The organism is Pseudomonas sp. B329 (assembly GCF_023127835.1).
GTDB classification, from domain to species: domain Bacteria; phylum Pseudomonadota; class Gammaproteobacteria; order Pseudomonadales; family Pseudomonadaceae; genus Aquipseudomonas; species Aquipseudomonas synxantha_A.
Genome location: NZ_SPKP01000028.1, coordinates 15,177 through 37,591 on the forward strand (window position 1 = coordinate 15,177; position 22,415 = coordinate 37,591).

Below are 22,415 nucleotides of genomic sequence, written 5' to 3' on the forward strand. Positions count from 1 at the left end.
ACATACCCATGGCTGTAGGATTTATCTTAGATGGATGTAGCGATTGATATTTTAGAGTGTTGGAAAAACATACTTAACAAAGAAGCTGAAGGTCTTTCCGACAAGGAGCAATACATAACTGTCAGACACACAAAAGGGAAGCCGTGCTTCCCTTTTGTATTTAACGTTTTTCATTGAGTTCAAGGTCTTACGATAGTTACCCCATCACAGTATGTCTCAGGGTTGGAAAATACCGTGTACACCTCAGCCAATTCACTGTTACCGGTAGCCCCAGTGTTGACGATCGTTGAGTAGGTCACCTCGCAAGGCCCAAGCACGGACTGGGTCAGGAATGGACGATAAGGGATTTCAACGACAAATCCATTGTCCTTATCCCCTTGGCTCAACGATGGGTGGGTAAAGGTCTGCGTGAATGGACCCGGTGGAAAGCCAAAGGCTTCACTGAAGATCGTAACGGTTACCGTCACGCTATTACCTACCTCCAACCTCGGATCGCCTGGAATGAAGAGCTCGGCGTAAAGCGTCGGTGGTGCTCCGGGCGCGCGGGTTCGCAGCGATTGGCAACTCCACTCGTCGTTGGCGTCAAGGTGTAAGAACTCAGCAGGCGGCAGTACGACCCTCACTGCATCGATCACGTCGACCATGGTAACGCCCGACGGGTTTTCATTCGTGGTGCCGGGGCCAATGACCACATAGCTGACGGGCTGCAGCTCATTGCCGTGGCGGGCAACGACCTCCCAAGGAATGGTGAACGTCGCGTCATCTCCGGGCACTGTCGTGCTGAGGGGGAAAGGCCCTACTCGCTCTTTCGTAGCCCCCCACAACAGGACAAACTCGTTATTCGCATGGGGCAGCGCTGCAATGGTCCAGAGCGGGATCACAATGGTGACGGGTTGATTCGCATCGCCAATGCGCAGGGTGTTCAGCTCCGGAGTGGGCCCCCCGCCGAACACCTGCGCCAGGTTCAGCGCTGGGTTTACATCGCCGGGTTCAAGAGTGCCTGGAAGAACAGGCCCCTCCACCGACAGGTCAAGCCGCACCGTTTTATCAGGAGAAGGGAAAAACACGCCATTTCGTTCGATACGGTAGCGCAGGGTCACCGTCTGCGGCCCCAGCGTTGCGGTATATGCGTCTTTAATCGCATCATTCATATTGCTGAAGACCACCGGAAAATCAACCAGCTCAGCGGTTTGCGGCCCAAAGGGCTGTGCTTCCCATTGCATCTCGAACTTGTCCAGGCCAGTGGCGTGGTCAGGATAATCTTCAACGTGGGCTTCAATCCCCTGACGATAATCCTGAATATCGAGAAGATCATCCGTGCTGCCGGCACGTGGTGCCGGCGCCAAGGGCAGGAACGGCTCCAAAGGCTGCGGATCGTCCAACAACGAGACTGTTCGAAAATCATTGAACGAGGGACGGCTGACGTTACCTGCCCGGTCAGTGATGGTGTAGAAAATATAATATAGCCCGCTCAGGATAATCAGGTTCCTGGCCAGGAAAAAAGTGCTTACATCAGGGGATGGCAACATAGGCACACCTGAGCCACTCACCAGATACTCGGGGCGCGGGTCCATCACCGGGCTGAAGTACACGTTAATCATATCCCCCGCTTCGAATCGCCCAGTCTGTGGACCAAAGTCATTCGGGGGGATCTGAATCTCCACGCCGCCTTGATCGATCAGGAAGGCATCGTTAATGACCGTGCCCGGCGGCACATTTGCGAAGACTGGAACAAGCGGCTGCTCGCGTGAAGTCGCTACGGCATAGGGTGCAATGGTATCAACCCGAAAAGCACCCGGGTTGGAGGAGTCAAGGGAGGGGCCTGGTATGCCGGCCTGATTACGGTATTGAGTATTCCTGAGCTCGTAGTAGCCATGTGGAAATTCAGGTACCCGCGCGGGAATAAACCTGCTGATTATCGGAGGAACGGGCGTCTGGTTGATTTGATAAGGCGCCACCAAGGTGGTCCAGGTAGGCGGGCTCACAGTGATATCCCGGATTTCAACGCCCATCCAGTCCGTGCCCCTTGATGCTGTCCCGGTCCGTAACTGAACGTTAATGCCAACACGGGCGACGACCGCCGGGATAAGGCCAGTCGCATCATCCAACGCCTCGTCAATCGTGGGTGCATTGAGAACCAAAGGCGCTGGCGTCGTAGTCGAACCACGTTTTCTACTCATTTCAGTCTCTCCTTGCTGCTTTAGAATAGGCACCGCGCGCACTGGCGGGCCGCAAACGCTCGTTCAGTCACTTGAGTTACGGCCAGGAGACTGAAACCGGGACACACTCTCTTCAGCCGAATGATTCTTCGACCAACTACATTCAGTTCAAAATGTTCTACTAAACCCGCACCCTGGCTCAGGGCTCGGGACCATTGCCGCCTTCCCAGCAGTAAACCGGGTTGGGCGGTGGTGGCGATGTAGGCACCAAACGATCGAACTGCACAAACCTGGAAGCTGAACGGCCAATGGGCGTTCGATTCCTGGACACAAGGTAAAGAGCCTCTCCACCGGCATTTATTTTCAATGGCCGGATTACGCGCTCGACGTCACGAATCCAGAAGTTGTAGCCGGATGCATCCGCCACTGCATCCCAGTAATGCTCAAGGGTTTCCACAACATTCGGATCTGGGTCGTCGTCCGGATATTGGCCATACCCCTGGAACCTCAGCGTGATCAAATCCCCGTGCTGGATGTTCGGGTCTGCCGGGATTGCCACCTCGACTCCGTACCAGATTGGCGGTTGGGTGCTGCAGGTCAAATACCGGTTTGGGTGAAGCAAAGCCTGAGGAAATTCAGGCCGAGTGAACTGGATGGGTGGAAGATCGGTTGCCAACCCGACCCGCGCCAACAATGAAAAGGTCGGGTTCACATTACCGGCGCGATCCTCCAAACGATAAAAACAGAAAAGCCATAGCGCGCCAGGGTAGGCGCGGAACACGTCATTGGGCACGTCCACAAAAATGCGGCCGCTATCACTGGTCAGCGGTGGCGAAACCCAAGTGGGTAGGCCGGTTGGCAGCATATTCATATCCGAAAAGTACATCAGCACCTTGTCCCCGACTTCACGTCCGAGATAGCCCTCGGGGATCTCCATGCGCACCATGGGATTTGCATCCAGATAGGGTTGGGTGATCGGATCGATCGGGAAAATGGCAGGCGCCAGTAACGAGCCGACGCCTGGAGCGTCGCGGTCGATTCTGATCGTCACGGGCGACGAGGTATCGACACTCGGGCTATCTGGCCGGGTGTTATGAATCCGGTAGCGCAGGTCAACGATGGCACTGCTCAGCAGGAACGCCTGAGGAATCGTCATGGGCAGAGGGAAGTCGGCATCCGTCAGTGGGCCACGCAGCTCAACGGGCGGGGTATCAACGGACCTGGCACCTCGGACATGCCATTCGAAAATCACGTACTGAAACCTTCCGGGGCCGGGCAAAACCGCCCAAGGTATCTCAAGCAAGATGCGTAGATCAGTGAAATTGAATCGAGCGGGTAATAATCCATCTGGCAATACGTCGAAGACTGTTGGCGCCTCAAGCACAAGGATGCCTCCTGAGCCCGTAGGCCCATTGGCACTCTGGCCAGTAGTGGAAGTAGTCATTTAAACCTCCCGTCATTCAAGCATTTTCTAAACCGCCCCCTGCTCTCAGCATGCCAATACCAGAGGTTCTGTTGGCGCCATTGAACACCTCCTCTGGCCCAGCCGATACTGTCAAAACTCACAGGTAGGACCACCGCTCGTCGGATCTCCCCGCTGACCAGTGGCTTCACACGACCAAGATTCTCTTGACGAAGACGATGGGCTAGTGTTTTCTGAAACCGGTTTCATCCCGTTACTCATTCCAATAAGAAAGGCTTTGCCGTGACTCCATTTTCCGCCGCCCAGCGCAGCCGCGTGACCATGCTCGACGTCGCCGAGCGAGCACGCGTGTCCAAGGCCAGCGTGTCGCGCTTTATCGGCGATGACCGCGCCCTGCTCTCCGATGCCATCGCCCTGCGTATCGAACACGCCATCGCAGAACTCGGCTACCGCCCCAACCAGATGGCCCGTGGCCTCAAGCGTGGGCGCACGCGCCTGATCGGCATGCTGGTGGCTGATATCCGCAACCCCTACTCCATCGCGGTGATGCACGGCGTCGAAACCGCCTGCCGCCAGCACGGCTACAGCCTGGTGGTGTGCAACACCGACCGCGATGACGAGCAGGAGCGCCAGCACTTGGCGGCGCTGCGCTCGTACAACATCGAAGGGCTGATCGTGAACACCCTGGGCCATCACCTCGACCAATTGCTGGAACTGCAACGGGAAATGCCCCTGGTGTTAGTGGACCGCAAGGTCGAGCCGTTGCACAGTGACTTGGTGGGCCTGGACAACCCGGCGGCGGTGCGTATTGCGGTAGAGCATCTTGAGCAACAGGGTTATCGCGACGTGCTGCTGGTGAGCGAGGCCACCGATGGCACCAGTTCACGTTTGGAGCGTTTGGAGAGTTTCAACACCGAGATTGCCAAACGCCCGGCTTTGACAGGTGCCGTGGTTGAACTGGATGGCGAACTGGAAAAGCGTCTGCAAGCCTTTCTCGCCAAATCCGGCCCCAAGGCACTGTTCTGCGCCAACGGCGTGGCAGCACTGGCCTGCACCCGTGTACTCAAGGCCCTGGGCTGCGACCTGTTCGGCGAGGTGGGCTTGATCGCCCTGGATGACCTGGACTGGTACCCGCTGGTGGGTAATGGGATTACCGCCCTCGCCCAACCGACGCAAGCGATTGGCGCCAGCGCTTTTGACTGTTTGCTCAAGCGCCTGCGCGGCGATACCGCCCCCACGCGCACCCTGGATTTTTTACCGGAGCTGATTATCCGCGGCTCTACCCAATCCCCTGTGGGAGCGGGCTTGCCCGCGAAAGCGATAGGTCAGCCACTTCCAAGCTGACTGACACACCGCTTTCGCGGGCAAGCCCGCTCCCACATTTTTTGTTCTGCGCATGAAAATGAAACCGGTTTCAGAGGTAAACAACAATGCATAAATACCCCGTCTCCATCAGCCTTTCCAGCTACGGCGCCGACCTGGTTCGCCAGCAGGGTCAATTGAGTTTTGTCGCGCTGCTCAGCGCCACCGGTGCCCAGCGCATTGAATGGCGTGAAGAACTGCTCACCACCGAGCAACCGGCCGAGCTGGCCCTGGCCGCTGCAGAACAAGGCCTGGAATCAGTATTTTCTTCGCCCTTGGAGCTGTGGGTCGCCGGCCGTGCCCAGCCCAATGCCGAGCTGGCCGCCACCCTGGACCGTGCCCAGGCCTTTGGCTCGGGATGGCTGAAGGTCTCGCTCGGTTACTTCACCGATACCAACGATCTGGAAAGCCTGCACGCCCTGCTCAATCGCCACCCGGTCAAGCTGCTGGTGGAAAACGACCAGACCCTGCACGGTGGACGCATTGAACCGATGCAAAGGTTTTTCACCGAAGTCGAACGCCTGGGCCTTCCGGTGAAAATGACCTTCGATATCGGTAACTGGCAGTGGCAAGACCAGTCCGCGCTCACTGCTGCGCGGTTGCTGGGCCGGCATGTGGATTACCTGCACTGCAAGGCCGTGGCCCGTCGCGCCGACGGCAAGCTCGTGGCCTTGCCGCCGGGCGCCACCGACCTGCATCTGTGGGAACAACTGCTCAAACACATGACTCAAGGTATTACGCGGGCGGTGGAATTTCCGTTGCAGGGCGATGACCTGGTCGAGGTCACTGCGCAACAGGTCGCCACCCTCGCCTGCCTTGGCCAACCCCGCGTGGAGAACGCCCATGTCTGAGATCGATATCCTGTCGTTTGGTGAAACCATGGCGATGTTTGTCGCCGAGCAGACCGGCGATCTGGGCCAGGTCGCGCAGTTTCACAAACGCATTGCCGGCGCCGACAGCAATGTCGCCATCGGCTTGTCGCGCCTGGGGTTCAACGTGGCATGGCTGAGCCGAGTAGGTGACGACTCCCTCGGGCGCTTTGTGGTCGACACGCTGGGCAAGGAAGGCATTGATTGCCGCCATGTGGCCGTCGACCCGTTGCATCCCACCGGGTTTCAGCTCAAGTCGCGCGAAGAGGCCGGCGCTGATCCCCAGGTCGAGTACTTTCGCAAAGGCTCGGCGGCCAGCCATTTGTCCATCGCCGATATCAGCCCTGCGTTGTTGCAAGCCCGCCATCTGCACGCTACCGGGATTCCACCGGCATTGTCCGATGCCACCCGTGAACTCTCCTTCGAACTGATGACGCAGATGCGCAACGCCGGGCGCAGCGTGTCGTTCGACCCGAACCTGCGCCCCTCGCTCTGGGCCAGCCAGGCGCAGATGATCCGCGAAATCAATGCCCTGGCCACTCTGGCGGACTGGGTGTTGCCGGGCCTGGGTGAAGGCCGCCTGCTCACCGGTTTCGAGGATCCTGCGGATATCGCTGCGTTCTACCTCGACCAGGGCGCCGAAGCCGTGGCGATCAAGCTCGGCCCCGAAGGCGCCTATTACCGCACCCACATGGATCAGGGCTTTGTCGCCGCCGTCAAGGTGGAAAAAGTCGTGGACACCGTCGGCGCCGGCGACGGCTTTGCCGTGGGCATGATCAGTGCCCTGCTGGAAAACTCAAGCTTCCCCGAGGCGGTGCAGCGCGCTAACTGGATCGGCAGCCGCGCCGTGCAGAGCCGTGGCGATATGGAGGGTTTGCCGACCCGCGCCGAATTACCCACTCGATCCGTTGCGTAACCCATTACCTGTTGCCACAACTACAACAAGCTCAGGAGCAACCCCATGGAAACCGTAAAACTCGCCACCCGTCGTTGGTGGTACATCATGCCTATCGTGTTTATCACCTACAGCCTGGCCTACCTGGACCGCGCCAACTACGGCTTTGCCGCCGCCTCCGGGATGGCCGAAGACCTGATGATCACGCCCGGCATGTCTTCGCTGCTCGGCGCACTGTTTTTCCTTGGCTACTTTTTCTTCCAGGTGCCGGGGGCGATCTACGCGCAAAAGCGCAGCGTCAAGAAACTGATCTTCGTCAGCCTGATCCTCTGGGGCGGCTTGGCGACGCTGACCGGCGTGGTGTCCAATGCCTACATGCTGATCGTCATCCGCTTCATGCTCGGGGTGGTCGAGGCCGCCGTGATGCCGGCCATGCTGGTGTACCTGTGCCACTGGTTCACCCGTGCCGAACGCTCGCGGGCCAACACCTTCCTGATCCTCGGCAACCCGGTGACCATGCTGTGGATGTCGGTGGTGTCGGGCTACCTGGTGCAGCATTTCAGTTGGCGCTGGATGTTCATCATCGAGGGCCTGCCGGCGGTGTTGTGGGCGTTTATCTGGTGGAAGCTGGCCGATGAGCGTCCCAAGGATGCCAAGTGGCTGAGCGACGCCGAAAAGCACAGCCTGGAAACCGCCCTCGCCGCCGAGCAGGTGGGAATCAAGGCCGTGAAGACCTACGCCGAGGCGTTCCGTTCGCCCAAGGTGATCATCCTCGCCCTGCAGTTTTTTTGCTGGAGCATTGGCGTGTACGGCTTCGTGCTGTGGTTGCCATCGATCCTCAAGGCCGGCTTGCAGATGGACATGGTCGAAGCCGGCTGGCTCTCGGCCCTGCCCTACCTGGCAGCGGTGATCGGGATGCTGGTGGTGTCCTGGGGCTCGGACAAACTGCAAAAGCGTAAGCGCTTTGTGTGGCCACCATTGCTGATTGCGTCCATCGCCTTCTACGCGTCCTACGTGTTGGGTGCCGAACATTTCTGGTGGTCCTACACCCTGCTGGTGATCGCCGGTGCATGCATGTATGCACCCTACGGCCCGTTCTTTGCCATTGTCCCGGAAATCCTCCCAGCCAACGTCGCCGGTGGCGCCATGGCGCTGATCAACAGCATGGGCGCGCTGGGCTCGTTCGGCGGCTCTTACCTGGTGGGCTACCTCAACAGCAGCACCGGCTCGCCTGGCGCTTCGTACCTGTTAATGAGCGGCGCGTTGCTGCTGTCGGTGGTGCTGACGATTTTCCTCAAGCCCGGCGCGAGTGACCGCTCGCCGGTGCCAACCCTGGAGTTGAAGGTAAAAACCTCATGAAAAAGTCTGTTGTGTTGTACAAGAAACTGTCCGCGCCGCTGATGGCCCGCCTGCATGAGCAGGCCGAGGTCACGCTGATCGATGCACTGGATGAGGCCGGCCTGGCCAAACTGCGCGATGCGCTGCCCAGCGCCCATGGTCTGTTGGGTGCAAGCCTGCGCCTGGATGCCCGGTTGCTCGACCTGGCACCCAAGCTGGAAGCCGTAGCCAGCGTCTCGGTCGGGGTCGACAACTACGACATCGACTACCTGACCCAACGCGGCATTCTGCTCAGCAACACCCCGGATGTGCTCACCGAAACCACCGCCGACACCGGCTTTGCGCTGATCCTGGCGACCGCCCGGCGTGTGGTCGAGTTGGCCGACATGGTGCGTGCCGGCCAGTGGAACAAGAACATCGGCCCAGCGCATTTTGGCAGCGATGTGCATGGCAAGACGTTGGGTATCATCGGCATGGGCCGCATCGGCGAAGCCTTGGCCCAGCGTGGGCATTTTGGCTTCGGCATGCCGGTGATCTACCACAGCCATTCGCCAAAGCCTGCGGTGGAGGCGCGCTTTGGCGCGCAGTACCGAAGCCTCCAGGACTTGCTCAAAGAGGCGGATTTTGTCTGCCTGACCCTGCCGTTGACCGCCGAAACCGAGAAGCTGATCGGCGCCGAAGAGTTCGCACTGATGGGGCCGGAGACGATCTTTATCAATATCTCCCGCGGCAAGGTGGTGGACGAGGCTGCGCTGGTCGAAGCGTTGCAGCAACGCACCATCCGGGCGGCTGGGTTGGATGTGTTCGAGAAGGAACCGCTCAGCCACGACTCGCCGTTGCTGCGCTTGAACAACGTGGTAGCCACGCCGCATATCGGCTCGGCGACTCATGAGACGCGCGAGGCGATGGCCAAGTGTGCGGTGGATAATCTGCTGCAGGCGTTATCAGGCGAGCGGCCACAGAATCTGGTCAATCCACATGTGTGGAAGCGTTCTTAACACGCCAAAACTGCGGTGCCTAGCTGTGAACCTTGACAGTATCCCTGTGCTCAGAAAAGCGCTGGAATGACTTTGCGCCCCAACTGAGGCAGGGGCACTAACTCAAGGAGAGTAATGTCATGACGCCTGAAAACAGCACAGGTCCGGTTCCCGTCAAACCTGAGTTACCGGCGGAGGTCGCCAATGGCGTTACCCCCGCCTACCTGCAAGCCAACGGCGACACACTACTGGTGACAGTTCCCGTTTATCCCACGCAAGTCGTAGGAAGCAAGATAGGAATGCGGATCGGGGGGCCTGACGAAGAACTCATCGTTCCTTACGTTATTACCAGCACAACCACCGCAGCAATTGTCCCGATCACTGGCGATGTGCTACGTACCTTTCCAGACGGTGTTCACCTGATCTATTACACCATCACCAACACCTCCGGCCAAGTAAGCCCTAACTCCAAAGGCGCATTCCTGCGCCTGGCCTTGAAGACAACCACATGAGAACACGCTGAGCGGTTAGATAACGAACCTGGCCACCATCCCATTCAAATCCACCGCCAACCTCGACAGCTCATGGCTGGCCGCGCTGGTCTGGTTGGCGCCCGCCGCTGACTGGGTGGCCAGGTCGCGGATGTTGACGAGGTTGCGGTCTACTTCGCGGGAGACCTGGGCCTGTTCTTCCGAGGCGCTGGCAATCACCAGGTTGCGTTCGTTGATCAGGCTGATGGACTGGGTGATCTGCTCCAGGGCCACGCCGGCAGCACGGGCCATTTCCAGGGTGGCCTGGCTGCGTTGGTTGCTTTGCTGCATGGACTGCACCGCTTCACCGGTGCCATTTTGGATGCCAGCGACCATCTTCTCGATTTCCTGGGTCGATTGCGCGGTGCGATGGGCCAGGGCCCGCACTTCGTCGGCGACCACCGCAAAGCCGCGCCCGGCTTCGCCGGCACGGGCGGCTTCAATCGCGGCGTTAAGCGCCAACAGGTTGGTCTGCTCGGCAATCGCACGGATCACGTCGAGGACCTTGCCGATATCCCGTCCTTGAGTCGCCAGGCCTTCGATCATCACGGCGGTGTTTTGCACATCCTGGGTCATGGTCTGGATCGCGCCGACAGTATCCATCACCCGGTCGCGGCCTTCGCGCGCCACGTGGTTGGACTGCCCGGAGGCCTCGGAGGTGGAGACAGCATTACGCGCCACTTCCTCTACCGCTGCGGTCATCTCGTTGACCGCCGTGGCGGCTTGGTCGATTTCATTGTTCTGTTGCTGCAGGCCACGAGAGGCTTCCTCGGTCACCGCACTCAGCTCTTCTGCCGCCGAAGCCAGCTGCGTGGCCGAGCCGGCGATATGCTGGATGGTCTGGCGCAGGTTGGCCTGCATGCTCGACAAGGCACTGAGCAAGCGCGCAGGTTCATCCTTGCCATCGTCCGCGAAGGTTTTGCTGAGGTTGCCGGCGGCGATGGTCTCGGCAACTTCCACGGCTTTGCGCAATGGCGTAACGATGCTGCGGGTCAGCAGCCAAGCCAACAGCACCGTGAGCAATGCGGCCACCACCGACACTGCCACCACACCGGTGATTGCGCCCTCATAACTTTGCCCAGCCGCCGCGTCGGCGGTTTTCGCATCGGCGGCATTGAGGGCGATCAGCTTGTTCAACTGCTCGCCCATCTGGTCGGTGCCGTCCTTGATGCGGCTGTTGATCAGCGCGCGCATTTCATCGACCTTGCCTTGCTTGGACAACACCAGCATGTCGGCCTGGGCCTTCAAGTAATTATCCAGCGTCACGCTGAAGGTCTTGTACATCACCGCCTCTTGCTCGCCCATCGGTAGCTGGGCGTAATGGGCCTGGGCGGCCTTGACCTTATCGGTCAGCACGCCGATGCGGGTTTCGGCTTCCTGCAGGGCAGCCGGTTCGCGGTTGACCAACACCCGGAACGACAGGATGCGCATGCGCAGTACGTTTTCAGTGATGTTGCCCAGGGACGTCACGCTGGGCAGCTGGGTTGCGCTCATGTCCACGGAAGACTGCCGGATCTGCGTCATGCGGTTGACCGCAAACACCCCCAGGATGACCACTAACACTGCAATGAAGGCGAAACCGAGAAACGCTCGAGGCGCAATATTCAGGTGACGAAGGGACATAGGGCTGCTCTCAGAAGTAGTGTTTGCGAGCGTCCCTGCCGCGAAACGATCTGTCAGCGTCAACGCGCCGGCCAGACCTTGGTCACCACTGTTGTCGTTGTAATGTGGGCCTATATTCACTATCGGCCGGGACAGGGTTTTTGCGCAGGGTCTTTATTAATATTTTTTTACACTTCTGACGACCGACACTTTCTGGCATCCTGCGCCTCCATTTTCCGACCCGAGCCTTCATTTTGTCTGACGCTCAAGCCCCCCGCCCGCGCTATAAATCCGACCTGATCTACGGCCTGGAAGACCGCCCGCACTTCACCGCTGCGATTTTTGCCGCCTTGCAGCATGTGCTGGCGAGCTTTGTCGGCATCATTACCCCGACCCTGATCGTCGGCGGCGTACTTGGCCTGGAAAGCGAAGTGCCGTACCTGGTGAGCATGGCGCTATTCGTCTCGGGGCTCGGCACCTTTGTGCAGGCACGCACCTTCGGGCCAGTGGGTTCGGGCCTGTTGTGCCTGCAAGGCACCAGCTTTTCGTTTATCAGCGTGATTCTCAGTGCGGGCTTTATGGTCAAGGCCCGGGGCGGCGGCACCGATGAGATCCTCTCAACGATCTTTGGCATCTGCTTTTTCGCCGCGTTTATCGAGGTAGTGCTGAGCCAGTTCATCGGCAAACTGCGCAAGCTGATCACCCCGGTTGTGACTGGCACCATCATTACCTTGATGGGCCTGTCACTGATCAAGGTGGCAGTCACCGATATGGCCGGCGGCTATGGCGCGGGCGACCTGGGCGCCGCCAGCAATATGGGCCTGGCGGCGCTGGTGCTGCTGACCATCGTGGTGCTCAACCGCTTCAACAACCCGTTCCTGCGTCTGGGTTCGATCGTGATCGGCCTGACGCTGGGCTTCGTGGTGGCGTGGTTGCTGGGCCGTGTGGATATGGCCGCCCTGCCCCAGGTGCCGTTGATCAGCGTGCCGGTACCGTTCAAGTACGGTTTCTCGTTCGACTGGGTGGCGTTTATCCCGGTGGCGGTGATCTTCCTGATTTCGCCTCTGGAAGCCGCTGGTGACCTGACTGCCAACTCGATGATTTCCCAACAACCGGTCAAGGGCCCGCTCTATATCAAGCGCATCAAGTCCGGCCTGCTGGCCGACGGCCTCAACTCGGCGATGGCCGCCACCTTCAACAGCCTGCCGATGGTGACCTTCGCCCAGAACAACGGGGTGATCCAGCTGACCGGCGTGGCCAGCCGCTACGTGGCGTACTTTATCGCCGGGCTGCTGGTGCTGCTGGGGTTGTTCCCGATGATCGGCGCGGTGCTGCAACTGATGCCCAAACCAGTACTTGGCGGCGCGACCCTGATCATGTTCGGCACCGTGGCCGTGGCCGGGATCAAGATCCTCGCCGAAGCCGGCCTGCACCGGCGCAATGTGCTGATCGTGGCGATTTCCCTGGGGATGGGCCTGGGCGTCGCCGCAGTGCCGGAAGTGCTGCGCGATTTGCCCAAGGCGCTGCACAACATCTTCGAATCGCCGATCACTGTGGGCGCGTTCTGTGCAATCCTGCTGAACATTTTCCTGCCCGAAGAGTTCATAGAGCTGGAAGAAGATGAATTCGATCCGGAGTCCTCTACCCTCAAGGTCATGCAGGACCCGGACGTCACGAAACAGTAGGAGCACTTTTATATGCGCAAGCTCATGGTTCTTTCGTTGTTGTTGCTGAGCTTGAGCGCCTGCGCGCTGTTCCCCAATCGCGACCCGGTGAATATCAACGTGGTGGGCATCGAGCCCCTGCAAAGCCAGGATCTGGAAGTGCGCTTTGCCGTGAAGCTGCGGGTGCAGAACCCCAATGAAACGGCAATCGACTACAACGGCGTGGCGCTGGATCTGGAAGTCAATGGCCGGCCGTTGGCGTCCGGGGTAAGTGACCAGGCCGGCAGCATCCCACGTTTTTCCGAGACGGTGCTGATGGTCCCCGTGAGTGTTTCGGCGTTCTCGGTGTTGCGCCAGACCCTGGGCCTGAGCCAGACCCAAAGCCTGAATAACCTGCCCTATGTGCTGCGCGGCAAACTGGCGGGCGGATTGTTCGGCACCATGCGCTTTGTAGAGCGTGGCACTCTGGATTTGCCCAATACCGCCACCTGGTGATGCGCGAGTGATCTGATCCAAATCTGCGAAATGCAAGCTCGCGCCTACAAAAGCCTTGGGTTGACCCGGTTCAATCAGTGATGTAGCGCACGCCTGACTTGGCGCGCTCGTCCACCACCAATTCAAAAATATCCGGCCGAGCGTAATGCCCCACTACGTCGTAGTCGTAGCGTGCCCGCACCAGATCATCTGTATCGATCTGCGCCGTCAACAAACCCGCCTCCCCCAGCAACGGCCCCGCCAAAATATCGCCCATGGGACCGACGATCACGCTGCCACCGGCAATCAACGGGCGCTCCGCCGGCCAGTTGGCAACCTCCACACCCAAGGCCTGCGGTGATGCCTGCACCTGGCAGGCGCTGACCACAAAGCAACGGCCTTCATGGGCAATATGGCGCATGCTCACCTGCCACATCTCGCGCTCGTCCACTGTGGGCGCACACCACACCTGCACGCCCTTGGCATACATCGCCGTGCGCAACAGCGGCATCATGTTCTCCCAGCACACCGCCCCGCCGATACGCCCGACAGCCGCGTCAATCACCGGCAAGGTTGAGCCGTCGCCCTTGCCCCAGATCAGCCGCTCAGTGCCGGTCGGCATGAGTTTGCGGTGCTTGGCGACCAAACCGCTCGACGGTTCGAAATACAGCACGGTGCAATACAGCGTGCTGCCACTGCGCTCGATCACGCCGAGCACCAGGCTCGCACCGGTACGCGCCGATAACCTGGCCAGCGCCTTGGTCTCCACGCCCGGCACGTCGATGGCATTGGCAAAGTACCGCGCAAAGGCTTCACGGCCTTCGGGCAGGCGATAGCCCAATTGCGTGCCGAAGCTTTCGCCCTTGGGATATCCCCCCAGCAACGCCTCAGGCATCACCACCAACTGCGCGCCACTGCGCTGTATTTCATCTTCATAGGCCAGGATCTGCGCCAGGGTTTGCGCTTTGCCGCCAGGCAAGGAGCCGATTTGCAGGGCTGCGACGATCGATACGGGCATGTGCTCACTCCGGTAATAAGGGTTGCCCATTCTCCGGCCAGACTCGATCATGAATAAAGCCCACCTCAGTGCTAAATGATATGAGCCAAATGAATATCGCCCAGGTTGACCTGAACCTGCTGAAAACCTTCGAAGCCCTGCACGACGAGTCCAGCGCCAGCCGTGCTGCATTGCGCCTGGGCGTTACGCAATCGGCAATCAGCGCCGGTTTGCGGCGTTTACGCGAACTATATGGCGACCCACTTTTCGTACGCACCGGTCGCGGCCTGGCGCCCACCCTGCGGGCCAATCAGTTGAAACCGGTGATCAGCGAGGCATTGGACCGCTGCCGACAAAGCCTGGCGATGATCCACCCGGATAACCCGCATTATCAGGGGCGATCGGTGGTGTTAGGTCTGTCAGACGATTTCGAAATCGCCTACGGCCGGCAGCTGATGGACGCCATTGCAGAGCGCCTGCCGAAACTGCGGGTGATCTTTCGCCAGACCCACAGCCAGATCGTTGCGGCTGCCCTGCTCGACCGCAACCTGGACCTGGCCATTACCGCCGGCGGGTTTGCCGAGCGCAGGCTGAGTCGGCAAGTGCTGGGCGAAGGTGACTACCGTTGCCTGGTTGACCCAGGTAGCCTGGCGCCCGATCAGCAAGGTATCGAGCTTGCAGAATTCATCGCACGCGACCATGTGCTGGTGTCGTCAGGCGGGTTTATCGGTATTACCGATGAAGGGTTGGCGGCGCAGGGCTTGAGCCGCCAGGTATGTGCGTCCACCAGCCACTTTGCGGCGCTGCCGTACCTGCTCAAAGGCAGCGCGGCGGTGGCGACGATCCCCGGTCATGCGGCCCAAGCGATTGCGCAGATGACCGGCTTGCGTGTGCTGCCCTGCCCGCTGGCGCTGCCGCACTACCCGGTGGAGTTGGGCTGGCGTACCCAGGCCCAGCTTGATCCGCTGTTGCTCAAGGTTCGCGAGGCGATCGTGGCGTGCTTTATTTCGCCGCTGCCATCAGCTTGTTGACTTCACTGCGCACCATGTTGGAAAACTCCGGCGGCGACATGCCGTCAAGTTCGGCGCGCACCCACTCGGCCCATTTTCCCTTGCGCTTGGCGCGCTCGCCGAACAAACGGGCCGCTTCGCCCTTGGCTTTGCCCAGGTTGGTTTGCCAAAGGTCGTAGAGGCGCGACTTTTCGTCTTCCAGCTCGGCGCGTTCGGCGAGGGTCTTGTTGGCGAGATTGAAGCTCATGTTGAATTACCTGCTGCACAAATGACTGACATCTTACACTGTAGGCCCAAAGGGCCTGATCACCATTGTGCCGCAAATGGACGGCTCGCAAAATAACTGCAACTTTTGCCGCTGCCCGATACTCCATTGTTCACTGTCACATTCACTTGCAAGGAGTCACACATGGCCCGCAAAACCGCCGCCCAAGCCGTCGAAGAACAAATCAAGGATCAAGCCTTCAGCGAACTGACCGCGCTGATCGAAGAATCGGACAAACTGCTCAAAAGCAGCGCATCCCTGGTAGGCGAGGAAGGTGAAACCCTGCGCGAGCAGGTTGCCATCAAACTCAAGCAAGCCCTGGATTCGGTGTCCAGCGTCCGTGAGCGCAGCAAGCCAGTCGTGGACGCCACCGAGACCTACATCGGCGGTCATCCATGGCAGACCGTGGCCATTTCCGCAGGCTTTGGCCTGGTGGTGGGTCTGCTGCTGGGTCGCCGTAACTGATCAGCACGGGCTGCGCCCACGGCGCAGCCTGTTTCACCCCGCCGCCAGTTCTCGCAGTTGCCGAAGGTCCTGCGCGTCAAGCTCTATGCCTGCTTCCTGCGACTCCGCCCGTGTGCGATGGCGCCGATCCCCCGGTAATCGCCGTAACCCCGCCGCATGCATCTGCCGCACCAGTTCCTGGCTGCGCTCGGCAAAGCTTTGCCCGGCGGTTTTGCGCGGATCGATCACTATCAGTAATTGGCCGGTCCAGGGCGTACGCGCTCCCGGATGATCGGCCCAATTGAATTCGAACGAAAAATTGCCGCCTGTCAGTGCCGCCGCCAGCAACTCGACCATCATCGACAACGCCGACCCCTTATGCCCACCAAATGGCAACAGCGCGCCCCCCTCCAGAATGGCTTTCGGGTCCTGGGTCGGCTGGCCCAGGCTATCGACGCCCATGCCTGGTGGGAGCCGTTCGCCTTTGCGCGCGGCGATCTGCACGTCGCCATGGGCGATGGCGCTGGTGGCCAGGTCGAACACAATCGGCGCGCCATCGGCCCGCGGCGCAGCAAACGCGATGGGGTTGGTGCCGAACAACGGGCGATCAGCGCCATGGGGCACCACGCAGGTCATGCTGTTGACCACACTGAGTGCAACCAGCCCTTCTTCGGCGAAAGGTTCGACGTCCGGCCACAAGGCCGCAAAGTGATGGGAATTGTGGATAGCCAGTAACGCAATGCCGGCGCTGCGGGCCTTGCTCACCAGTAACGCACGCGCGGCCGCCAGAGCGGGTTGGGCGAACCCATTGGCGGCGTCGACCCGTACGAAGCCTGACGCAACGTCGGTCACGATCGGCACGGCGGCGCCATTGACCCAACCGCTGGCCAGGGTCGAGAGGTAACCCGGGATACGAAAAATACCGTGGCTATGAGCGCCATCACGTTCAGCGCTGGCGCAATTGTGCGCAAGGATCGCCGCCACTTCTGGCGAGGTGCCGTGCCTGACGAAAATCTGTTGGAGCACCCCCACCAACTCAGTGAAGCTGATGAAGGCCGTGACAACTGTCGGAGACTGCGCAGACATTTGAAGCTCCATTTTTATGATTGGAAGGGGCAACGAATGGACATCCAGGCCGTCGATTAAACACCACCTGCAGCGCTTACTGTCAACTTACAACGAGACTCAATAGTTACCCCCGCCAGTCATCGGTGCCTGCCTACCCTGTGTCTTCCTATTCACGCTGGAGACAGGCGATGACCCGTGTCACCCCGCCCTATTTTTTCGACGAGTTCCTGCTACCCGTCAATCGCTCGACATTGAGCGAGCGCGAACGCGCCCTGGGGTTCACCGTCAAGGATCTGGAATGGCTGCACGGCGTGTATTACGCCAGCGACGCCAGCCGTCAGGATACCCGCCTGCAAAGCCCGCCCATGCGTGTAGAAAGGCTAATGATCAATGTGTCGGGGCAGGTTGCGATCCCACTGGCCGGCGCGTTTGTGATGAGTTCCACGCCCGACGGTGCCAAGGCTCTGCTGTACACGCCTTATGGCGGTATCCAGGTGTTTGACAGCCATGCCTCGCTGCTTGCCGAGGTCAGTCAGGCGTTGGCTGATTCGGTACAGCGCGTGGAGTTGCTGAGTTTTCTGTCGATTGCACAGCGCAACAGTCTGCCGGCGGATAGCGCTCTGACACTGACCACTTCGCCGGTCCTGGGTGCGGTCATGCAAGACCAGGAACAAACCCTGCAGGCCTGCCAACAGGCCAACGTGCAAGCAATGCTTGAGCACTTGCAGAAGACCCCGACCTTGTCCGCCATGCTCGACACATTGCTCGGCATCATGGCGCACCCTCATTTCCCCGGCCTGGATCAGCGGCAAACGCAAGTGAACTGCTTTCTCCAAAGCCCGACGGATGCCGATCGACGCTGGATCGACTCCCTGTCGTTACGTGATGCGTTATTGCAGTTCTATGTCAAACATGCCTGGCCCTTGGGGCAAACTCGCGAATTCATCAACCCCAAGCACATCACCAGCCACTTCACCCAGCCCCAGTTGCAACAAGACCGCGAGTATTGGGACACGCTCATCGAACAAACCTCCGGTACGCTGTCCAAATTGCTCGAGAGCCTGCTACAGACCTACTGGAACGAAGACATCGACAGCGGAACCTCACGCCTTGACCTGTTCGCGCAAATCCTGGCTGACAAGTTCCGCCTCGATGTGCTGCTCAAGCGCCAGAACGGCATCCTCAGTACTGACGAAAGCCATATGCTCCAGGCCCTGTTCCTCAGCGACCAGGGCGCTCGCAGCACCTACGCCGCCAAACTGAGCGTGGAAAAAGTGCGCATCTACGCGCCCTACCAGCACTACGTGGAACTGGCCAGTACCCTGATGCTGCATGACAGCCATGCCTACCTTTACACCCAATCCCGTGGCTTGCAGGTACTTAAGGATCTGGATGATCTCAAAGACACGCTATTGACCATGCTCACCGCCGCCGGGCACGAAGATGAACTGCTCAATTTCCTGTCTCTGGACGAGCGCAACACCTTTATCGGCCTGGACCAGATCAACGTTGCCGCACACCCCGTCACCGGGCACGTGTTCACCGACATGATCGAAGACATCGCCGCCAAGCAGACCAGTAATATGAACCATGCCCTGAGCCTCTATCGCAGCAGCGCCGGCCAGGTGGACCTGGAAGCATTGCTCGATTACGCCCTGGACATCCGCACCATGCTCGACAGTCGCCTGGCCGACCTGGACACCGATGGGCGCTGGACGATACATCCCGTCAGCAGCGGCAATGGCCGCCCCTCCACGGTGCAAGCCGAGCGCGCCAAGCTGCACCTGCAACGCCTGCGCGCTGCCCAAGAAGGATTGCAGATCGAGCGCCTTAAGCACCCGACACTGCGCAGCATGGCCACCCTGGCCCTGAACACAGAACTGCAAACCCAACGACTGGACCTCAAGGCCGACGAGATTTATGTCAACACTTACGCGTCCCGCGCCGAGCAGCGTGAGGAGCGCGCGCCTGTGTCTTCGCTGAGCATGGTTGAACATTTCATCGAGCGCCTCGGCCAGAAGAGCAAGCCGCTCCCAGTGTCTTCCAGAACTGGGTTTTACGCAGAACGCAACCAGGGTGTCGCCCTGAAGCTCAATAACATGCCCCTCAAAACCTTCAACAACATGATCGAACGGGTCTTGAAGGTGTTTGCCGGCCACGAGATGCGTGAACTCCCGCGCCTGTTCCTGAACAATATCCGCGATAAACACGCGCACTCGATGCTGTTGGGCTTGCGCAGCGAGGCTGAACTGCGACTGCTGGGTAAAACGCTGACGCACCGCAGCAACGCCATTCTTGATGCGGTCCTGCGAACTGACAGCCTGGCGCGCCTGACCCGACATGGGATCAACGGGTTTCTGCCGGATGCTTATGCGCTGGCATTGCACAAGGGTACGTCCGACGCGCTGCTGCCGCTGGCCAATCTGTTTGTACTGACCGAACGTGGCGGCCTTGACCCCAAGAATTCGGGCCAGGCGATCCTATGGACGCCTCGGCGTGGTCATGAGGTTTTTGCGTCGGTCTCGGCCCTGCGCGAGGCGCTCACCCAGCGCCTGGCGCATCCGATCAAACGACTGTCGCTACTGGAGAATCTGTCATTGTCCCAGCGCGTGCCTCATCAGGCGTATCGCCTGGCTGCGCTGCAACGTATTGACGATAACCTGCTGGACAATCGCCTGAAAACCTACGGCGATTACGTCATGGACTCGGTAGACCGACTGCTGGCCATGGACTTGCCGGCGCGCGCCGTGCAGGACCGCCTGGATGAGATCCTGCAGATCCCGGCGCCCACCAACCTTGCACGAGCCAAGGCGCTGGCCGATGCCATGGTCACCCAGCAGGCCCTGCCCGTGTGGCTGGCAATGGCGCCCGCCAAGGAGCAGATCTACCATGCAGAACTGCTTGAGCAATACCACAACAGCGCCCCGGAAGAGGAAGACTACCTGCAGGGCGTCCTGTCCCTGCGCGAGCACACCTTTGGCGCCCTGAGCAAGCTGCTCCAGGCACGCTTCCCCGAACACACAATCAGCCCCGATGACGTGCTGATTCCCGTGCACCAGGCCCTCGACATCCATGACTACAGCCTGACCGATTTTGCCTTGCGCCATTTGCCGGACCTGAACAACCAGACTATCGGCCCGCGATCGCGCACCGCCACACCGCTGCCGGACACCCTGGATGCCAATGCGCTGGTTCAACTGGTGCGGCAACTGGACTTGAAATCGGTGTACCAAAAGCGATTGCAAACCGAGATGGACACCCGCACGGAAGCTGCACGCAAACGGCGGCGCCTGTTCTGTCGGCAACTGCCATGGCAGGTGTTGCAATACGCCCACGAGCAACATCTGCAAGAACGCCTGTCAAACAAGGCCTTGGGCTTGGTCCAGCAGGTGTTCGACATGCCTGACGGCCTGGCACGTGCGGCGTTGAAGGACGTATCGACGCTGATCCGGCCCGTTGAGCTGGTGGCGACTGCAGGCGCTACTGCCGCCAAGGTATTGGGCATGTACCTGATCAGCCCTGGAAGCAAAGAGGCCGGTCCGGTAGTGCTCTATGCGCCCTACAGTGAAAACCACGTGCTCAAGCAATATGACAACGAGCAAGCGCTGCTGGATGAAGTGGAGCGACCAGGGGAACTGCAGGACTGGGTCATCCAGCACTTGGAAGATCCGCACCAGGCCGTTTACCGCAGCTTGCTGCAAAACAACCTTCATCGCTCTTCGGATATGAGCCTGGCCTCATCTGCCGTGACCGGCAACCTGCTGCACTATTTATTCAGTGAGAACACGCTGATCCTGCTAAAAATGCTCGCCTGCCAGTTCGAAAAAGGCTCCAAGCTGCTTTGGGATAAAGTGGTGGGCGTGTTCGGCAAGGGCATACCCACGGCAGTGCACTTCATGGCGGGCAAACTCGCCTATCCACTTGTGGTCTGGCGCAGCTACCAGTTAGTCAAGCGCTCGGCTGAAGCGCTGCAACTGCACCAGTGGAAAGCCGCGATGAAGGACTTCAGCCTGGCCGTGGTGCAAATGGCCGCCCTGTACAGCGAGCTTGATGGCAGCGAAACCCCACCGCCTGATGACACTGACCTGGTCGACCTGCCGGAAGGCGGCCTGCCCACCGCCACTGCCCCGGGCCTGCGGGACGTCACCGCCACTTCGCGAACGCGGTTGCAGCGCTTGGAGGGCTACGACATCGCCCTGGAGGACCTTGAGCTGGACACCTCCACCCATGTCTACAAGGATAAGGCGAGCGCCAAGAGTTACGTGCCGCTGGCAGGCAAGGTGTATCCGGTGAAGAAAACCAAGGAGCACTGGCGCCTGGACAACGACGATCAGCAGGGCCCCTACGTCGGTCGCAATGCTGATGGCAAATGGGTAATGGACCTGAGCATACACAAGCCCCGCTTCGGCCAGGCCTGGACGCGGCAAAAAGTGCGACGAGCCGAAAGGCGCGACATCAATATTGAAGCGCAGGGCATAAGGGCGATCGCTGCAGTGTCAAGCTGGAAAGCCCAAGTCATCGACGAAGCCTTGAACGTATCGACTTACTACGCCGTCAACTGCAAGCGCAACATCCATCACTTTGCAGAGCTGCTCAAGCCTGATAGCCGGGTAGGCCTGTTTTTGTGCGACCTGTTCGGCACTCTCAATCTGAACCCGGCCCAAGTGAAGAAAATCGAGGACATCATCGATGGAATACTGGATGAGCTAAGCGACCCCACCTTGATCGGGCCTGACTCAATGCGCTTTGTCAGCGGGGAAAGCGTGAAAGCCCCCACCACTGATTACGCGATGGTGCTTCTCGGTGACAGCGAGCGCAAAGTGTACCTGTTCGAAAGGTTCTTCCATCCAAACCTGGCTGAATACGCCACCATACTGAGTGAACCTTTCGACATGTTCGCCCATGCCAGAGCCTCTACCCTGATCCATGAGCTGACGCATCTGCGGTTCAAGACAGAGGACATTGCCTACCTGCGGAGCCTGGAGCCATTCCGAGACCTGATCGATACGGCAAAGCCGGGTGCTCAGGCGGTGAAGACGCGCCAAGATGATTTGCAAACGAGCGGGCTGTCGACGTTGACGCCGGCAACTATGCTATTCAAGGCATGGGATGACATATCCAATACCTGGGAGGATTACGGCTTTTCCACCGCCACCAGCTTCCTCAAACGCAGAGTCCTGAATATCACGGGTGCCAAGACCCTGAATGAGGCCCGAGAAGTTTTCATGAGCAATGTCGACAAGCGTATTGACGTCATTCTATCCAACGCCGACTCAGTCAGTTACCTGATTACACATCTGGGGAGAATGCTGGATGAGGGGGCCTGAGCAGGCCCCCA

General features: G+C 59.6%; 17 protein-coding genes. 11 read left to right on the forward strand and 6 right to left on the reverse strand.

Annotation, left to right across the window (positions count from 1 at the left end):
• Positions 1-179: 179 nt before the first annotated feature.
• Complete coding sequence (locus E4P00_RS16325) at positions 180-2,180, reverse strand: hypothetical protein (RefSeq protein WP_248132151.1); 2,001 nt, start codon at positions 2,178-2,180, stop codon at positions 180-182.
• Between the two features lie 178 nt (positions 2,181-2,358).
• Positions 2,359-3,603, reverse strand: coding sequence for a hypothetical protein (locus E4P00_RS16330; protein ID WP_078821485.1), 1,245 nt, complete (start codon positions 3,601-3,603; stop codon positions 2,359-2,361).
• Positions 3,604-3,864: 261 nt separating this feature from the next.
• On the opposite strand from E4P00_RS16330, the gene E4P00_RS16335 reads away from it, so the two are divergent.
• From E4P00_RS16335 to E4P00_RS16360, 6 genes are all read left to right on the forward strand, one after another.
• A complete protein-coding gene (locus E4P00_RS16335) occupies positions 3,865-4,926 on the forward strand; it encodes a LacI family DNA-binding transcriptional regulator (RefSeq protein ID WP_078821486.1) in 1,062 nt (353 codons plus the stop codon).
• A gap of 86 nt (positions 4,927-5,012) precedes the next feature.
• The gene (locus tag E4P00_RS16340; RefSeq protein WP_078821487.1) at positions 5,013-5,795 is read left to right on the forward strand and encodes an AP endonuclease; all 783 of its coding nucleotides are present in this window, start codon (positions 5,013-5,015) and stop codon (positions 5,793-5,795) included.
• Positions 5,788-6,729: a sugar kinase gene (locus E4P00_RS16345; RefSeq protein WP_078821488.1), complete on the forward strand. Its 942-nt coding sequence runs from the start codon at positions 5,788-5,790 to the stop codon at positions 6,727-6,729. The genes E4P00_RS16340 and E4P00_RS16345 overlap by 8 nt, the downstream gene beginning before the upstream one ends.
• A gap of 45 nt (positions 6,730-6,774) precedes the next feature.
• Positions 6,775-8,067 carry an MFS transporter gene (locus E4P00_RS16350; RefSeq protein ID WP_248132154.1) on the forward strand — a complete coding sequence of 431 codons (1,293 nt, stop codon included), beginning with the start codon at positions 6,775-6,777 and terminating at the stop codon, positions 8,065-8,067.
• Positions 8,064-9,044 carry an NAD(P)-dependent oxidoreductase gene (locus E4P00_RS16355; protein WP_032875844.1) on the forward strand — a complete coding sequence of 327 codons (981 nt, stop codon included), beginning with the start codon at positions 8,064-8,066 and terminating at the stop codon, positions 9,042-9,044. Before E4P00_RS16350 ends, E4P00_RS16355 begins: the two co-directional genes overlap by 4 nt.
• Before the next feature lie 119 nt (positions 9,045-9,163).
• A complete protein-coding gene (locus tag E4P00_RS16360) occupies positions 9,164-9,535 on the forward strand; it encodes a hypothetical protein (protein WP_248132156.1) in 372 nt (123 codons plus the stop codon).
• A 15-nt stretch (positions 9,536-9,550) separates the two neighbouring features.
• Here the strand turns inward: E4P00_RS16360 and E4P00_RS16365 are convergent, their stop codons facing one another.
• Entirely contained in the window at positions 9,551-11,176 is a 1,626-nt protein-coding gene (locus tag E4P00_RS16365) for a methyl-accepting chemotaxis protein (RefSeq protein ID WP_078821491.1), read from the reverse strand.
• 233 nt (positions 11,177-11,409) lie between these two features.
• Here E4P00_RS16365 and E4P00_RS16370 point away from each other — a divergent pair, with 233 nt between their 5' ends.
• A complete protein-coding gene (locus E4P00_RS16370) occupies positions 11,410-12,840 on the forward strand; it encodes a nucleobase:cation symporter-2 family protein (RefSeq protein WP_078821492.1) in 1,431 nt (476 codons plus the stop codon).
• A gap of 12 nt (positions 12,841-12,852) precedes the next feature.
• Positions 12,853-13,314: an LEA type 2 family protein gene (locus E4P00_RS16375; RefSeq protein ID WP_005788636.1), complete on the forward strand. Its 462-nt coding sequence runs from the start codon at positions 12,853-12,855 to the stop codon at positions 13,312-13,314.
• A 70-nt stretch (positions 13,315-13,384) separates the two neighbouring features.
• Here the strand turns inward: E4P00_RS16375 and E4P00_RS16380 are convergent, their stop codons facing one another.
• Complete coding sequence (locus tag E4P00_RS16380) at positions 13,385-14,311, reverse strand: carbon-nitrogen hydrolase family protein (RefSeq protein WP_248132158.1); 927 nt, start codon at positions 14,309-14,311, stop codon at positions 13,385-13,387.
• 89 nt (positions 14,312-14,400) lie between these two features.
• Between E4P00_RS16380 and E4P00_RS16385 the strand changes: the two genes are divergently transcribed.
• A complete protein-coding gene (locus E4P00_RS16385) occupies positions 14,401-15,321 on the forward strand; it encodes a LysR family transcriptional regulator (RefSeq protein WP_032875858.1) in 921 nt (306 codons plus the stop codon).
• Here E4P00_RS16385 and E4P00_RS16390 read toward each other — a convergent pair.
• Entirely contained in the window at positions 15,293-15,547 is a 255-nt protein-coding gene (locus tag E4P00_RS16390; RefSeq protein ID WP_003190904.1) for a hypothetical protein, read from the reverse strand. The genes E4P00_RS16385 and E4P00_RS16390 overlap by 29 nt on opposite strands.
• 162 nt (positions 15,548-15,709) lie before the next feature.
• Between E4P00_RS16390 and E4P00_RS16395 the strand changes: the two genes are divergently transcribed.
• Positions 15,710-16,030, forward strand: coding sequence for a DUF883 family protein (locus tag E4P00_RS16395; protein ID WP_032875861.1), 321 nt, complete (start codon positions 15,710-15,712; stop codon positions 16,028-16,030).
• Between the two features lie 33 nt (positions 16,031-16,063).
• On the opposite strand, the gene E4P00_RS16400 is transcribed toward E4P00_RS16395, so the two are convergent.
• Positions 16,064-17,095, reverse strand: a complete 1,032-nt coding sequence (locus tag E4P00_RS16400) for an Ldh family oxidoreductase (protein ID WP_078821494.1) — start codon at positions 17,093-17,095, stop codon at positions 16,064-16,066.
• A gap of 170 nt (positions 17,096-17,265) precedes the next feature.
• Here E4P00_RS16400 and E4P00_RS16405 point away from each other — a divergent pair, with 170 nt between their 5' ends.
• Positions 17,266-22,404: a DUF6543 domain-containing protein gene (locus E4P00_RS16405; RefSeq protein ID WP_248132159.1), complete on the forward strand. Its 5,139-nt coding sequence runs from the start codon at positions 17,266-17,268 to the stop codon at positions 22,402-22,404.
• Positions 22,405-22,415: the final 11 nt, after the last annotated feature.